Below are 13,980 nucleotides of genomic sequence, written 5' to 3'. Positions count from 1 at the left end.
GAAGATCCTTGATTGTCTCAATCTCCGGCCCAGATGCAACGTGAAAGTCCAAGAACTTGACTTAGATCTTCTCCACCGGTGCGTAACGAAGCAGCAACCGCTTGACACCTTCCGACCCGAAGTCGATGTCTGCCTGGGCCTGCTGGCCTTCGCCGCGGACCACCACGACGGTGCCCATCCCGAAGCTGTCGTGGACGACCCGGTCGCCCGGGTTGAGGCTGATGACCGGCTTGTCCGAAGCGGTCCGACGGGGTGGCTCGTAGCGACTGGAGATGCCGCTGCCGGTCGACGTCCCCGTGCCGGACCAGCGGGTGATCGCGGACTCGTCCCGTCGCCAGTCGAGCAGCTCGGCCGGGATCTCCTCCAGGAACCGGGACGGCGGGTTGTGCTGCGGAGCGCCGTACGCCGACCGGACCGCGGCCCGGGAGATCGCCAGCCGCTGCCGCGCCCGGGTGATCCCGACGTAGGCGAGCCGCCGCTCCTCCTCCAGCTCCTTCATGTCGGTGAGCGACCGCGAGTGCGGGAAGACGCCGTCCTCCATCCCGGTCAGGAACACCACCGGGAACTCCAGGCCCTTCGCGGTGTGCAGCGTCATCAGCGTGACCACACCGCCGTCGTCGACCGCGTCCGGGATCTGGTCCGCGTCGGCGACCAGCGCGACCCGCTCGAGGAACGCCTGCAGATCGGCCGCTTCACCGGCCGCCGTCCGCTCCTCGACGAACTCCCGCGCCACCGAGATGAACTCGTCCAGGTTCTCCAGCCGGGTCTCGTCCTGCGGATCCGGTGACTTCTGCAGCTCCTCGTAGTACCCGGACCGGTGCAGCGCGACGTCGAGGATGTCGTCCGGCGGTGCACCGGAGTCGACCATCGCGGTCAGCTCGTCGAGGATGTCCACGAAGGCCTGTACGGCGTTCACCGAGCGACTCGCCATCGCTGGCGCGTCCTGGGCCCGGCGGAGCGCCTGGGCGAACGAGATCCGGTCCCGGGCCGCCAGCGCCTCGATCGCGGCCTCGGCCCGGTCGCCGATCCCGCGCTTCGGCACGTTCATGATCCGGCGCAGCGAGACGGTGTCCTCGGGGTTCACCAGCACGCGCAGGTACGCGAGCGCGTCGCGGACCTCCTTGCGCTCGTAGAACCGGACGCCGCCGACCACCTTGTACGGGTGGCCGGTCCGGATGAAGACCTCTTCGAAGACCCGGGACTGGGCGTTCGTCCGGTAGAACACCGCCACGTCGGACGGCTTCACCCCGTCCGCGTCGGTCAGCCGATCGATCTCGTCGGCGACGAACTGCGCCTCGTCGTGCTCGTTGTCAGCGACGTACACCGCGATCTGCTCGCCCTGGCCCTGGTCGGACCAGAGGTTCTTCGCCTTGCGGCCCTCGTTCCGGCTGATCACCGCGTTGGCCGCGGTCAGGATCGTCTGGGTGGAGCGGTAGTTCTGCTCCAGCAGGATCGTCTCGGCGCCGGCGAAATCCTCCTCGAAGGCGAGGATGTTGCGGATCGTCGCCCCGCGGAACGCGTAGATCGACTGGTCCGAGTCACCGACCACCATCAGCTCGGCCGGCGGCACGGTCGGGCCGCTGGAGCCCACCGGGTCCTCAGCACACAGCTCGCGGATCAACGTGTACTGCGCGTGGTTCGTGTCCTGGTACTCGTCGACCAGCACGTGGCGGAACCGGCGCCGGTAGTACTCCCGGACCTCCGGGAATGCCTGCAACAGGTTGACCGTGGTCATCAGCAGGTCGTCGAAGTCCAGCGCGTTCGCCTGGGCCAACCGCTCCTGGTAGATCCGGTAGCACTCGGCGTACGTCTCTTCCAGGTGGTTCGACGTCTTCGACGCGGCCGTCTCGTGGTCGATCAGCTCGTTCTTCTGGGTGCTGATCCAGTTCAGCACCGCGCGCGGGTTGTACCGCTTGACGTCCAGGTCGAGCTCGCGGCAGACCAGCGTCATCAGCCGGCGCGAGTCGGTGTCGTCGTAGATCGAGAACGTCGAGTTGATCCCGAACCGCTTGATGTCGCGGCGCAGGATCCGCACACAGGACGAGTGGAACGTCGAGACCCACATCAGCTTCGCCCGCGGCCCGACCAGGTCCACCACCCGCTCGCGCATCTCCGCGGCGGCCTTGTTGGTGAACGTGATCGCGAGCACCGACCCGGGGTGCGCGTCCCGGGCGGCGAGCAGGTAGGCGATCCGGCGAGTCAGCACCCGGGTCTTGCCCGAGCCCGCACCGGCCACCACCAGCAGCGGTTTGCCCGCATGCACGACGGCGGCCCGCTGCTGCGGGTTCAGCCCTTCGAGCAGCGCGTCCGGATCGGTCCGATGCTTCTTGGGCTCCTCCAGCGGCACCGGGAGCTCATCAGGCGAGAACAGCGTAGTCATCACCAACACCTTAGGCCGTCCCCCGGACAGTTCCCGAAACACGCACCTATGGTGGCTCCATGGGTCAGTCACATCCGGTGTTCGCGCGGCTGTATGCGCGGGCGCGGCCGGCGTTGGACGAGCAGGGTGTGACCGATCACCGGCGGGCGCTGCTGGACGGTCTGGCCGGGCGGGTGGTCGAGGTCGGTGCGGGCGACGGCGGGAACTTCGCCCACTACCCGGCCGAGGTGACCAGCGTGGTGGCCGTCGAGCCGGAGCCCTATCTGCGCGCGAAGGCCGAGTCCGCGGCCTTCGCGGCCGCCGTCCCGGTGGAAGTCGTCAACGGTACGGCGGACCGCCTGCCGCTCGCCGATGCCTCGGTCGACGCCGTGGTCGCGTCGCTCGTGCTGTGCTCGGTCCCGGACCAGGCCGACGCGTTGGCGGAGGCTTTCCGAGTACTACGACCAGGCGGCGAACTCAGGTTCTACGAACACGTCGCAGCCGATCCGGACACCGGGTTGGACCGGGTTCAGCGGATCGCGGATGCCACCATCTGGTCCTGGTTCAGCGGCGGCTGCCACGTTCACCGCGACACCGCCACCGCCATCACCACCGCCGGCTTCACGATCACGACCATGGACCGCTTCAGGTTCGGGCCCAACCCCGCCTCTCCACACATCCTGGGACGGGCGGTCCGGCCTTAGGAGAGTTGGCGGGTGAGGTGGAGTTCCACTGGGGTGGATGCGCCGAGCCAATGCATCCTGGCGGTGTTGTCGTCGCAGGACGTGACGCGAAGACCCGGGACACCCTCGATGGTGCCCTCGTAGTCCTTCGCGGCCAGGTGGGCGACGACGGCCGGCAGTTCGGGACCGTCCATCCACTCGACCCGGGCCAGGTCGGGGCGGGCCTGCCACATGTCGACCCAGACCGCGGGGTCCTCGCCGAAGAGCGTCGTACGCAGAATCATCGACACCGCCCCGAGCAGCGTCGCGGCCGGGGTGGCCGTCAGTTCCAGCAGGGTGCGTTCCTGGTCGGACAGATCGTCTGCGACCAGGATCGCGTTGTCACTCAAGTTCACGGAGCAGGAGCCTGCCACAAAGCTTTGTCCGCTGTGGGCAGACTTGCCGTCAGCAGAAAAGCTGGGGTGCGCCCGGTGCGGCGGTCAGGGTTGAAGACATGGCTGATGACAACAAACCACCGCTGTTCAACGAGGCCGCGCGACAGCGGTTGCTCGGGCAGCGCATCGTCGTACTGGACGGAACCCTCGACGACGACAACGGGACCCTGCTGGCGACGCAGATCCTCACCCTCGCGGCCGAGGATCCGGATCGCGACATCGCGTTGTGGATCCACTCGCTCGGCGGGTCGGTGCCGTCGATGCTGGCGATCCGGGACGTGATGCGGCTGGTGCCGTGTGAGGTGTCGACGCTGGCGATCGGGCTGGCCTGCAGCGCCGGGCAGTTCCTGCTGTCCGCCGGAGCGCCGGGCAAGCGGTACGCACTGCGGCACGCCCGGGTCCTGATGCACCAGGGATCGGCCGGGATCGGTGGGTCCGCGGTGGAGATCGAGATCCAGGCGAACGACCTGCGGCACATCCGCGACACCGTGCTCGCGCTGATCGCCGAGGACACCGGGCAGCCGTTCGACACCGTGCACGAGGACTCGCTGCACGACAAGTGGTACACCGCCGAACAGGCCCGCGAGTACGGCTTCATCGACCACATCGTCGAGTCCTTCGACCAAGTGATGCCCCAGCGAAAGGCTGCGTGATGAGCTCTTACACCATCCCGAACGTGATCGCGCAGAACCCGCGGGGCGAGCGCATCATGGACGTCTACTCGCACCTGCTCAGCGAGCGGATCATCTACCTCGGTACGGCGATCGACGCCGGTGTCGCGAATGCGCTGATCGCCCAGTTGCTGCACCTGGAGGCGGACAAGCCGGACCAGGAGATCAACTTCTACATCAACTGCGAGGGCGGCGACATGACCGCGATGCTCGCGATCTACGACACGATCCAGTACATCCAGTCGCCCGTGTCGACGTTCTGCGTCGGCCAGGCGATCTCGGCCGGCGCGGTCCTGCTCGCCGCCGGTGCGCCCGGGCGTCGCGCCGTACTGCCGCATGCGCGGGTCGTCCTGCACCAGCCGGCCGCCCGCGGTCAGGGCACCATCCCGGACCTGATCCTGCAGGCCGACGAGGTGGTCCGGGTCCGCGGTCAGGTCGAGTCGATCCTCGCCGCGCACACCGGTCAGACGATCGAACGGCTCCGGCACGACACCGATCGCGACCACGTGCTGACCGCCGAGGGCGCCCGCGACTACGGGATCGTCGACCAGGTCGTCGAGAGCAGGATCCCGGTGCCGGTGTTCTCCTAATCGAAGGTGGCCTCGAGGATCTTGTCGGCGACGGCGGCGTGGTGGGCGGCGTCGACGTCCCGGCGGCCGATCCGGTTGGTCAGGTAGGCGTAGGCGATCCGCCGGTCGGGATCGGCCCAGCCGATACAGCAGTTGCTGCCGTTGTGCCCGAACGTCCGCGGACTGCTCGTCGTCCCGAACGGCGTGATCGCCTCCGGAACGAACCGCGGCCCGCCGAGCTGGAACCCTTGCGACCACCGGATCGGCGCGCCGACGGTCCGGTCCAGCTCGCCCTCACTGGTCGGCGCGACCATCGCCGTGATCGACTCCGGCCGCAGGATTCCCGATCCACCCTGCAACAAGGCTTGGTAGAGCGCGGCCAGGTCCCGCGCGGTGGTGGAGATTCCGGCCGCCGGTACGACGGCCTGCCGGGTACTGCGGTTGTTCACGATCGACTGGACGACCGGGCCGACCGGGCCGCTCACCCGGACCGGTACGGCCCGATCCCACTGGTCGGGGGGCACTCCGAGGAAGGTGTCGGCGACACCCATCGGTTCCAGGATCGAGCGTCGTACCAGCTCCTCGATCGGTTGCCCAGTGCACCGATACGCGATCTCACCGAGGACGAAGCCGAACGCGAGCGGGCTGTACGCGACCGTGTCGATGGGCCAGAGCGGCCGAGCCTGCTCGATCCGCCGCAGTGACCGATCCCAGTCGGTCATCGCCCGGGCCTCGGCGAGATACCTGCCGACCGTGGTCAGCCCGGACCGGTGCTGGAGCACCTGCCGAACGGTGATCGCCCGCTTGCCGTTCTCGCCGAACTCGGGCCAGTACGCCGCCACCCCGTCGTCCAGGTGCAGTCGCCGGGCCTCCACCAGCTGGTGGATCACGATCGCTACGTAGGGCTTGCTCGCCGAGAACAGCCAGAACAACGCGTCCGGCGCACACCCGATCGCCTGGTCCATCACCACCCGGCCGTCCCGGATCACGCACAGCTGCGCCGCGGCCTTACGGGACCGGACCAGCTCGACAGCGGCCCCCAGCCGCGCGGCATCCATCCGGACATCCCGCGGTTCGCACTCCCCACCCAACTCCATTGACGCACCTCCCCGTCATCACCAGCTTGCCCCCGGTACCCAAGGCGCTGGAACAGCACGGCGCGGCGGTCAGATCTGCTGAGCGGGAGCCTCCAGGCGGATCAGGATGCCCTTGGAGGTCGGGGTGTTGCTGACGTCGGCGACGCTCTCGAGCGGTACCAGCACGTTCGTCTCGGGGTAGTACGCCGCGGCGGACCCGCGCGATGCCGGGTAGGCCACGAGCCGGAACCCCTCAGCCCGGCGCTCGGTGCCGTCGCGCCAGACGCTCACGATGTCGACCAGATCGCGGTCGGCGAACCCGAGCTCGGCGATGTCCTCGGGGCTGACCATCACGATCCGGCGGGCGTTGTGGATGCCCCGGTAGCGGTCGTTCATCGCGTAGGGGATGGTGTTCCACTGGTCGTGCGAGCGCAGCGACTGCAGGATCAGGTGGCCCGGCGGAGTCGCCAGCCACTCGTGCTCGTTGCAGGTGAAGACGGCCTTCCCGCTCGGTGTCGGATACACGCCCGAGTTCACCGGGTTCGGCAGCGTGAAGCCGCCGGGCTGCTTGATCCTTTCGTTGAAGTCCTCGAAACCCGGCACCACCCGGGAGATCCGGTCCCGGATCAGGTCGTAGTCGGTCTCGAACCCGGCCCACGGGATCGCCGGCGAGTCGCCGAGCGTGCGCCGTGCGAGCCGGGCGACGATCGCGACCTCGCTGAGCAGGTGCGGGGATGCCGGGGGCAACTTGCCACGCGACTGGTGCACCGCACTCATCGAGTCCTCGACGGTGACGTACTGCTCGCCGGTCGCCTGAACGTCACGGTCGCTGCGGCCGAGCGTCGGCAGGATGAGCGCGGTCTCGCCGGTGACGGTGTGGGACCGGTTGAGTTTCGTGGAGACCTGCACGGTGAGGCTGGTCTTCCGCAGCGCCGCCTCCGTGACCTCGCTGTCCGGGGTCGCCCGGGCGAAGTTCCCGGCGACGCCGACGAACACCCGCGCCTTCCCGTCGCGCATCGCCCGGATCGCATCCACCGAGTCGAGGCCGTGCGCGCGCGGCGGTTCGAACTTGAACTCGTCCCGGAGTGCGTCCAGGAACCAGTCGGGCATCCGCTCCCAGATGCCCATCGTCCGGTCGCCCTGGACATTGGAGTGACCGCGTACCGGGCAGACGCCCGCACCCGGCTTACCGATGTTGCCACGCAGCATCAGGAAGTTGACCACCTCGCGGATGGTCGGCACACCGTGCTTGTGCTGGGTGAGGCCCATAGCCCAGCACACGATGACGGACCGGCTGGCGAGCACGGACTCGTGCACGGCCTCGATCTCCTCGCGGGTAAGGCCGGTGGCCTCGAGCGCGTGCTCCCAGGTGATCGTCTGGGCGTGATCGGCGTACGCATCGAAGCCCGTGGTGTACTTCGCGATGTAGTCCCGGTCGATTGCGTCGGCCTCGAGCAGCCGGCGGTTGAGCATCTGGAAGAGCGCGAGGTCGCCGCCGGGGCGGATGTGCAGGAACTGGTCGGCGATCGCCGTACCGCGACCGACGACGCCGCGGGCGTTCTGCGGATTCTTGAACCGCATCAGGCCGGCCTCGGGCAACGTGTTCACGGCGATCACCCGCCCGCCGTTCTGCTTGGTGCGCTCCAGCGCCGACAGCATCCGCGGGTGGTTGGTCCCCGGGTTCTGCCCCACGACGAAGACCAGGTCGGCGTTGTAGATGTCCTCGAGTTGCACGCTGCCCTTGCCGATGCCGAGCGTCTGACCGAGCGCGGAGCCGCTGGACTCGTGGCACATGTTCGAGCAGTCCGGCAGGTTGTTGGTGCCGAAGGCCCGGGCGAAGAGCTGGAGCAGGAACGCCGCCTCGTTGTTGAGCCGGCCGGAGACATAGAACAGTGCCCCGTCGGGCGAGTCGAGCCCGTTCAGCTCGTCGGCGATGATCCCGAACGCGTCGTCCCAGCCGATCGGCTCGTAGTACGCCGCACCGGGCCGCTTCACCATCGGCTCGGTCAGCCGGCCCTGCTGGTTGAGCCAGTAGTCGGACTTGCCGTCGAGTTCCTCGATCGAGTGCTGCGCGAAGAAGTCGCGAGTGACACGGCGAGTCGTCGCCTCGTCGTTGATGTGCTTCGCGCCGTTCTCGCAGTACTCGTTCTGGTGCCGATGGTCCGGTTCGGGCCAGGCACATCCTGGGCAGTCGAAACCCTTCACCTGGTTGAGGTTGAGCAGTGTCAGCGCAGTACGGCGTACCGTCGTCTGCGCCAGCGAATACCGCATCGCATGAGCGACCGCCGGCAGTCCGGCCGCGTACGTCTTCGGCGGTCCGGCGGTCAGGTCGTCCTGCGGATCCTCGATACCACCCATGCCGCCGCGCGTTCCTTTCACTGTTCGTCTCCACGAAGAGGTTGGGGTTGGGCGCCAGATGCTGACCTGGCACCCAACCCCGGACCGATGGGGCGCATCACCCGGGCAGGGGGCGACCCATCGGTGGTTCAGGGGCGGGCAGCACGCGATTCGCGTCGCCGACGGTCACGACCGAGCCGGTCACGAGCACCAGAGCGTCAGGTGCGCGCCCGGGCAGCGGTGCCGCGAGCGCCCGAGCCTTCTCGATCGCGGTCGCCACGTTGAAGGCGACATGGATTCGTTGCGCCCCGAACACCTGCCGGGCGACCGCGGCGAGCTTCGCGGGTGCCAGGCTTCGGGGGCTGGAGTTCCGGGTGCAGACGACCACGTCGATGACGGGCTCGAGTTCCCGCAGCATTCCCTCGACGTTCTTGTCCTCCATCGCCGCGATGACGGCGAACGTCCGGCACGGCTCGCGCTCGCCCAGAGCTTCGACCAGGGCGCGGACCCCATGTGGATTGTGCGCCGCATCCAGGACCATCAACGGCGCACCCGGCCGGACATCGAATCGCCCCGGTGATGCCACGCGGCCGAGAGTGGTCCTTACCGCGGCCAGGTCCAGTTGCCCGCCCAGCACCGCCTCCACCGCCGCGATGGCACACGCCGCGTTGTCGGCCTGGTGACGGCCGTGCAGCGCCAGGAGAACGTTGCCGTAGGTTCCGTAGAGCCCTTGCACCGAGATGACCTGGCCGCCTTCCACGGCCGTCCGCCGCAGCAGGGAGAAGTCGTGGTCCTGCACGACCAAGCGAGCGCCGACGGAACGAGCACGTGCTCGCAACACCCTCGCGACGTCCTCGCTCTGCCGCGCGCTGACGGCAACGGCCCCGGCCTTGATGATGCCTGCCTTCTCCCGGGCGATGGTGGTTGTCGTCGGACCGAGGTAGTCCGTGTGGTCCAGAGCCACCGGGAGGACCACGGCGACGTCGGCGTCGATGACGTTGGTCGCATCCCACTGCCCGCCCATGCCCACTTCGACGACGGCGACATCGACTGCGGCGTCGACGAACGCCCGGTAGGCCATGGCCACCGTCATCTCGAAGAACGACAACGGCTGCGGCATGGTGGCATCGACATGGTCGGCGTGCTCGGCGACAGCGGCGTAGGCGGACGCGAACGCCGGCACATTGATGATCTCTTCGGCGATGCCGATCCGTTCCCTGATGCTCGTCAGGTGCGGGCTCGTGAGCCGGCCAGTGCGCTCACCGGACGCGGCCAGGAGCGCCTCGACCATGCGCGCCGTGCTCGTCTTGCCGTTGGTCCCGGTGAGGTGAACACTCCGGTACGTCTTCTGCGGATCCCCGAGAAGGGCCATCACCTTGGCGATGCGGTCGAGCGACGGTTCGAGCTTCGTCTCCGGCCAACGGGTGAGAAGCCGTTCCTCGATCTCCCGAATCGAGAGGCTGGTCATGGGATCTCCCATCCCAGGGTGGCGATGCGGGAAACAACGCGCACCGCCGCGGCCGCAGGCGCAACCGCATGGACGCGCACGCCCCAGGCTCTGGCCGACGCCGCGAGGGTTGCCACCGCGCTCGACACGTCGTCACGATCCAGCGGGTTGTCCGGGTCGAGGCCGCCGTAGTCCACGCATTCGGCCAGAAATCGCTTCCGGGACGCACCGACCAGAACCGGGAAACCGAGATCGAGGAGTTGCGGCAATGCCGCAAGCACGGACCAGTTGTGCTGGGCGGTCTTCGCGAACCCCAGCCCGGGATCGAGTACGACGTTCTCGGCATGGACTCCCGCGGCTACCGCTGCATCCACCCGCCGCGACAGTTCGACGCGCACTTCCTCGACTACCGAGTGATAGCCGGCGAACGCGTCCATGACCGCCGAATGCGCGCGCCAATGCATCAAGATGCAACGGGCCCGCGATTCAGCGATCAGCGGCAACATCGCGGGGTCGGCCAGCCCGCCCGATACGTCGTTGACCATCACGGCACCAGCCTCGAGTGCCTTCTCGGCAACACTCGCGCGCATCGTGTCCACCGACACGCTGACACCAGCGTTGCTCAGCGCGCCGGTCACGGGGATCACCCGCCGCAACTCCACCGCCTCGTCCACACGGGCGGCACCGGGCCGGGTCGATTCACCCCCGACGTCGACGATGTCCGCACCCTGCTGGACAAGCCCGAGGCCCCGGGCAACCGCCGCGTCGAAGCCATCGAACCGTCCGCCGTCGGAGAACGAATCCGGGGTGACATTGAGGACGCCGAGGACCTGGCATCGCCCCACCGCCGCGTCCGGAGATGTCGCCGGCCCGGAAACGTGGAGCGCGGTCATCGAAACACCTCCACGGCGTGATCGCGCCGGTGGCCGTTGAGGGCGAACAGACTCCGCTCGGCGATCTCGACGATGTTCGTCAGCAGCATGGCCCGGGTCATCGGCCCGACGCCGCCGATCGCCGGGCTGACCTTGCCGGCTACCGAATCGACCTCGGGATGGACGTCGCCGAGGATGCCCTCGATCGTTCGGGTGATGCCGACCGAGAGGACCGTCGCGCCGGGCGAGATCCAGTCCGGCCTGACCAGGTGGGCCACACCGGCGGCCGCGACGACCACGTCCGACGCACGCGTGTGCGCGGCGATATCGACGGTCGCCTCGTGGCACAACGTCACCGTGGCGTGTTCGGTCGGGCGGGTGAGCATGAGGCCGAGCGGCCTGCCCACGGTCAGGCCGCAGCCGATCACACAGAACCGCTGGCCGGTGATCTCGACGTCATGCGCCCGGAGAAGCTCGATGATTCCCCGGGGTGTGCACGGCAACGGACCGGGAATGCCGAGCACCAGTTTGCCGAGGTTCGTCGGATGCAGCCCGTCGGCGTCCTTGGCGGGATCGATCAGCTGAAGGACCCGGTGCGTGTCGACGTGCGGCGGCAACGGAAGCTGGACGATGAACCCGGTACAGGCCGGATCGTCGTTGAGCCGGGTCACGGCGGTCTCGATCTCGTCCTGCGTCGCCGACGCCGGCAACTCCACCCGGATCGACTCGATGCCTACCTCAGCACAGTCGCGATGCTTGCCCGCGACGTACGAGTGACTGCCCGGGTCGTCACCAACCAGGATCGTGCCAAGCCCTGGGCGGATCCCCTGTGCGTGCAGGGCACCGACGCGGACGGCAAGCTCTGCCTTGAGGTCGCCAGCGACCTTCCGTCCGTCAATCCTCTGTGCGATAGCCACCGGCTCGCCTTTCCGAGACTCGTAGGGGTCAGACCGGAACAGCAGCGTTGAGCTGCCGCCGCCAGCGGCCGAAAAGGCGTGCCTGGTTCATGCTCAAGACGCCGACCGGAACATCGCCGCGGCGGTAGACGGCCAGGAGATTGTGACTCTCCACCGTCCCCTCCTCGATCGTGACCGAGTCGGCTTCCGCGGCATGGCCGGCGAACTGGATCCGCACGTCGTACTGGTCGGACCAGAAGTACGGGATGCCGACCTGGCGGCCCTCACTCCACCCGTCCCCGCCGAGCAGAGCCGCGACGGCGATCGCCGGTCGCTCCATGGCTCCGGTCCAGTGCTCGACACGATGTGAGCGACCGAGCCGCGGGTCGTGCCACGCCGCGCAGTCGCCGACCGCGATGATGCCGGGGATGCTGGTGCGGCCCTGGTGGTCACACTCGATCCCGTTTCCGAGCGCGATGCCCGAGTCAGCGAGCCACTCGATGTTGGGAACCGCACCGATGCCAACCACCACCACGTCCGCGGGCAGCAACGTCCCGTCGGCGAGTTCGACACCTTCGACACGCTCACTGCCGACGAGTCCCCGCACACCGACACCGCATCGGAGCGTGACTCCGTGCGCTTCGTGCAGCCCGCTCACGACGGCGCCCATCTCGGCACCGAGTGGTCCGGCGAGCGGCGCGGCCATCGCCTCGACCACGGTGACATCGAGGCCGAGCGCCTTCGCCGTGGCGGCGACCTCACCGCCGATGAAGCCGGCGCCGATCACCACGAGGCGGGCACCCGGCAGCAACTCCGATCGAAGTGCGACGGCGTCGTCGATCGTCCGCAGTACATGGACGCCGGCCAGATTGCCCGGCAACGCGCGCGCCCGTGCTCCGGTGGCGATGACCACTGCGTCACTGCGGACCCGGGCACCACCGGCGAGGACCACCTCGCGAGTGCCTGGGCACAGCGCGACCGCGGGCGACCCGAGGAGCCAGCCGGCCCCCAGGTCGTCATCGGCCGACTCGAGGTTCAGCACGTCCGCCTCGATCTTGCCGGCCAGGAAGTCCTTCGACAGCGGCGGCCGGTCGTAGGGCCGGCGCAGTTCGTCGCCGACGACAACGACCTCTCCGTCGAATCCCTGCGCGCGCAGCGCCTGAGCCGCGTAGAGGCCGGCGAGCGACGCACCGACAATCGTGATCGTCCTCACGAGGTCACACCGAATGTGACGCCCGGCGGGAGGTTCGGCTCCGCATCGGACAGTTCCACACAGATGTGCTCGTCCTCGACGTGCACCGTGTGGGTCCGGATCGGCCGCTTGGCCGGCGGCGCGTCGACCTCCCCGGTGCGCAGGTTGAACTTCGACGCGTGCAGCGGGCACTCGATCTCGCAGCCCTCGAGCCAGCCGTCGGCCAACGAGGCGTCCTGGTGGGTGCAGGTGTCGTCGACGGCGAAGATCTCACCCTCCTCGGTGTGGAACACCGCGATGGGCGGCTCGGCATCGACGCGCAGAGCCTCTCCGGGCGGGAGTGCGGAGAGGGGACAGACTCGGATCATATTCTCCACCTTGGTGCGAATAGCACAACGTATCGCGCAATGCGCAACAGTCTGAGAAGGCTGGCGACCACCTGTCAAGGGCCCACGCGAGGTCCGTCACAAATCGCGAGCAGCAGCCCTGGAGTTAACACCGCCGACATGTAGGGTTGCGCTATGAGCAACGGGGAGCAGAATTCTGCCGGACGTGGCCGTGGCGGCGACAGCCAGGGAGGTGTCCAGTCCGTCGACCGGGCGATCACGGTTCTCGAGATCCTCGCCCGCGAGGGCCATGCGGGCGTCAGCGAGGTCGCCGCGGAGATCGGCGTCCACAAGTCGACGGCCTTCCGGCTCCTGGCGGCACTCGAGGAGCGCGACCTGGTCGAACAGAACACCGACCGCGGCAAGTACCAGCTCGCCTTCGGCATCCTCCGGCTGGCGAGCGCCATCCCGACCCGGATCGACATGGTGCGTCAGGCCCAGCCGATCATGGACGCCCTCGCGGTGCAGTTCGACGAGACGATCAACCTGGCCGTCATGCGGGAGCACTACGCGGTGAACGTGCAACAGGCGCGCGGCTCGGCAGCCGTGGCGAGCCAGAACTGGGTCGGCCAACTGACCCCCTTGCACGCGACCTCCAGCGGCAAGGTCCTGCTCGCCTACCTGCCGGACGAGCAGCGCGACTCGATCCTGGACAAGGCCGGCCTTCCGTCACTCACCGAGAACACCGTGACGTCGCGAGTAGCACTTCTCGACCAGTTGGCCGAGGTCCGGCAGACCGGCTTCGCGACCGCGTTCGAGGAGCTCGAGGTCGGCCTGAACGCCGCCGCCACCCCCGTCCGCGACCACACCGGAACCGTCGTCGGGGCACTGAGCGCGTCTGGTCCGGCGTACCGGTACGACGAGGCGCGAATCAAGAGCACCGAGGCGGACCTCAAGCTCGCCGCGAGCCGCATCAGCCACCGCATGGGCTGGCTGGGCTAACCCCAGCACCGAACCCGCAACGCGACCACGTCTTCGTGGTCGCGCTGTTCTGCGTTGGCGCCGCGCTACCGTCTGTTTCATTTGCCGCAGGTTGTTGCGGATCACACAACACGGTC

Annotated in this window: 13 protein-coding genes; 4 read left to right on the top strand and 9 right to left on the bottom strand. The window is 68.4% G+C overall.

All coding sequences use genetic code 11. The features are described from left to right. Nucleotides 1–61: 61 nt before the first annotated feature. The gene (pcrA, locus tag V9K99_RS23925; protein WP_337012424.1) at nt 62–2,380 is read right to left on the bottom strand and encodes a DNA helicase PcrA; all 2,319 of its coding nucleotides are present in this window, start codon (nt 2,378–2,380) and stop codon (nt 62–64) included. Between the two features lie 59 nt (nt 2,381–2,439). On the opposite strand from pcrA, the gene V9K99_RS23920 reads away from it, so the two are divergent. Then, a complete protein-coding gene (locus V9K99_RS23920) occupies nt 2,440–3,063 on the top strand; it encodes a class I SAM-dependent methyltransferase (RefSeq protein WP_337012426.1) in 624 nt (207 codons plus the stop codon). On the opposite strand, the gene V9K99_RS23915 is transcribed toward V9K99_RS23920, so the two are convergent. Further along, nucleotides 3,060–3,437, bottom strand: coding sequence for a hypothetical protein (locus tag V9K99_RS23915; RefSeq protein ID WP_337012428.1), 378 nt, complete (start codon nt 3,435–3,437; stop codon nt 3,060–3,062). The genes V9K99_RS23920 and V9K99_RS23915 overlap by 4 nt on opposite strands. 98 nt (nt 3,438–3,535) lie before the next feature. Here V9K99_RS23915 and V9K99_RS23910 point away from each other — a divergent pair, with 98 nt between their 5' ends. Together V9K99_RS23910 and V9K99_RS23905 are read left to right on the top strand one after the other, a co-directional pair. Then, nucleotides 3,536–4,129, top strand: coding sequence for a ClpP family protease (locus tag V9K99_RS23910; RefSeq protein ID WP_337012430.1), 594 nt, complete (start codon nt 3,536–3,538; stop codon nt 4,127–4,129). Continuing rightward, nucleotides 4,129–4,737, top strand: coding sequence for a ClpP family protease (locus V9K99_RS23905; protein WP_337012432.1), 609 nt, complete (start codon nt 4,129–4,131; stop codon nt 4,735–4,737). The genes V9K99_RS23910 and V9K99_RS23905 overlap by 1 nt, the downstream gene beginning before the upstream one ends. Here V9K99_RS23905 and V9K99_RS23900 read toward each other — a convergent pair. The 7 genes from V9K99_RS23900 to V9K99_RS23870 all read right to left on the bottom strand — a co-directional run bounded on the left by V9K99_RS23900 (nt 4,734) and on the right by V9K99_RS23870 (nt 12,904). Then, nucleotides 4,734–5,813, bottom strand: a complete 1,080-nt coding sequence (locus V9K99_RS23900) for a serine hydrolase domain-containing protein (RefSeq protein ID WP_337012434.1) — start codon at nt 5,811–5,813, stop codon at nt 4,734–4,736. The two genes, V9K99_RS23905 and V9K99_RS23900, sit on opposite strands and share 4 nt — an antisense overlap. Nucleotides 5,814–5,882: 69 nt before the next feature. Then, entirely contained in the window at nt 5,883–8,150 is a 2,268-nt protein-coding gene (locus V9K99_RS23895) for an FdhF/YdeP family oxidoreductase (RefSeq protein WP_337012436.1), read from the bottom strand. Between the two features lie 97 nt (nt 8,151–8,247). Beyond that, nucleotides 8,248–9,597: a bifunctional folylpolyglutamate synthase/dihydrofolate synthase gene (locus tag V9K99_RS23890; RefSeq protein ID WP_337012438.1), complete on the bottom strand. Its 1,350-nt coding sequence runs from the start codon at nt 9,595–9,597 to the stop codon at nt 8,248–8,250. Further along, the gene (gene folP / locus V9K99_RS23885) at nt 9,594–10,469 is read right to left on the bottom strand and encodes a dihydropteroate synthase (RefSeq protein WP_337012440.1); all 876 of its coding nucleotides are present in this window, start codon (nt 10,467–10,469) and stop codon (nt 9,594–9,596) included. Before folP ends, V9K99_RS23890 begins: the two co-directional genes overlap by 4 nt. Continuing rightward, entirely contained in the window at nt 10,466–11,365 is a 900-nt protein-coding gene (locus tag V9K99_RS23880) for a bifunctional methylenetetrahydrofolate dehydrogenase/methenyltetrahydrofolate cyclohydrolase (RefSeq protein ID WP_337012442.1), read from the bottom strand. Before V9K99_RS23880 ends, folP begins: the two co-directional genes overlap by 4 nt. A gap of 28 nt (nt 11,366–11,393) precedes the next feature. Next, nucleotides 11,394–12,557, bottom strand: a complete 1,164-nt coding sequence (locus tag V9K99_RS23875; protein ID WP_337012444.1) for an NAD(P)/FAD-dependent oxidoreductase — start codon at nt 12,555–12,557, stop codon at nt 11,394–11,396. Continuing rightward, complete coding sequence (locus V9K99_RS23870; RefSeq protein ID WP_337012446.1) at nt 12,554–12,904, bottom strand: bifunctional 3-phenylpropionate/cinnamic acid dioxygenase ferredoxin subunit; 351 nt, start codon at nt 12,902–12,904, stop codon at nt 12,554–12,556. The genes V9K99_RS23875 and V9K99_RS23870 overlap by 4 nt, the downstream gene beginning before the upstream one ends. Before the next feature lie 153 nt (nt 12,905–13,057). Here V9K99_RS23870 and V9K99_RS23865 point away from each other — a divergent pair, with 153 nt between their 5' ends. Then, nucleotides 13,058–13,864: an IclR family transcriptional regulator gene (locus tag V9K99_RS23865; protein ID WP_337012447.1), complete on the top strand. Its 807-nt coding sequence runs from the start codon at nt 13,058–13,060 to the stop codon at nt 13,862–13,864. The last annotated feature ends 116 nt before the right edge of the window (nt 13,865–13,980 follow it).

Origin of the sequence: Kribbella sp. CCNWLW201, from assembly GCF_037203805.1 — a bacterium.
GTDB lineage: Bacteria > Actinomycetota > Actinomycetes > Propionibacteriales > Kribbellaceae > Kribbella.
The sequence above is the reverse complement of the archived record's forward strand: the minus strand, read 5'-3'. Positions and strand labels throughout refer to the sequence as shown.

What these genes read in the sequence shown, in the direction of transcription:
- pcrA (WP_337012424.1), bottom strand. Translation starts at nt 2,380, where the DNA reads ATGACTACGCTGTTCTCGCCTGATGAGCTCCCGGTGCCGCTGGAGGAG.
- V9K99_RS23920 (WP_337012426.1), top strand. Translation starts at nt 2,440, where the DNA reads ATGGGTCAGTCACATCCGGTGTTCGCGCGGCTGTATGCGCGGGCGCGG.
- V9K99_RS23910 (WP_337012430.1), top strand. Translation starts at nt 3,536, where the DNA reads ATGGCTGATGACAACAAACCACCGCTGTTCAACGAGGCCGCGCGACAG.
- V9K99_RS23905 (WP_337012432.1), top strand. Translation starts at nt 4,129, where the DNA reads ATGAGCTCTTACACCATCCCGAACGTGATCGCGCAGAACCCGCGGGGC.
- V9K99_RS23900 (WP_337012434.1), bottom strand. Translation starts at nt 5,813, where the DNA reads ATGGAGTTGGGTGGGGAGTGCGAACCGCGGGATGTCCGGATGGATGCC.
- V9K99_RS23895 (WP_337012436.1), bottom strand. Translation starts at nt 8,150, where the DNA reads ATGGGTGGTATCGAGGATCCGCAGGACGACCTGACCGCCGGACCGCCG.
- V9K99_RS23890 (WP_337012438.1), bottom strand. Translation starts at nt 9,597, where the DNA reads ATGACCAGCCTCTCGATTCGGGAGATCGAGGAACGGCTTCTCACCCGT.
- folP (WP_337012440.1), bottom strand. Translation starts at nt 10,469, where the DNA reads ATGACCGCGCTCCACGTTTCCGGGCCGGCGACATCTCCGGACGCGGCG.
- V9K99_RS23870 (WP_337012446.1), bottom strand. Translation starts at nt 12,904, where the DNA reads ATGATCCGAGTCTGTCCCCTCTCCGCACTCCCGCCCGGAGAGGCTCTG.
- V9K99_RS23865 (WP_337012447.1), top strand. Translation starts at nt 13,058, where the DNA reads ATGAGCAACGGGGAGCAGAATTCTGCCGGACGTGGCCGTGGCGGCGAC.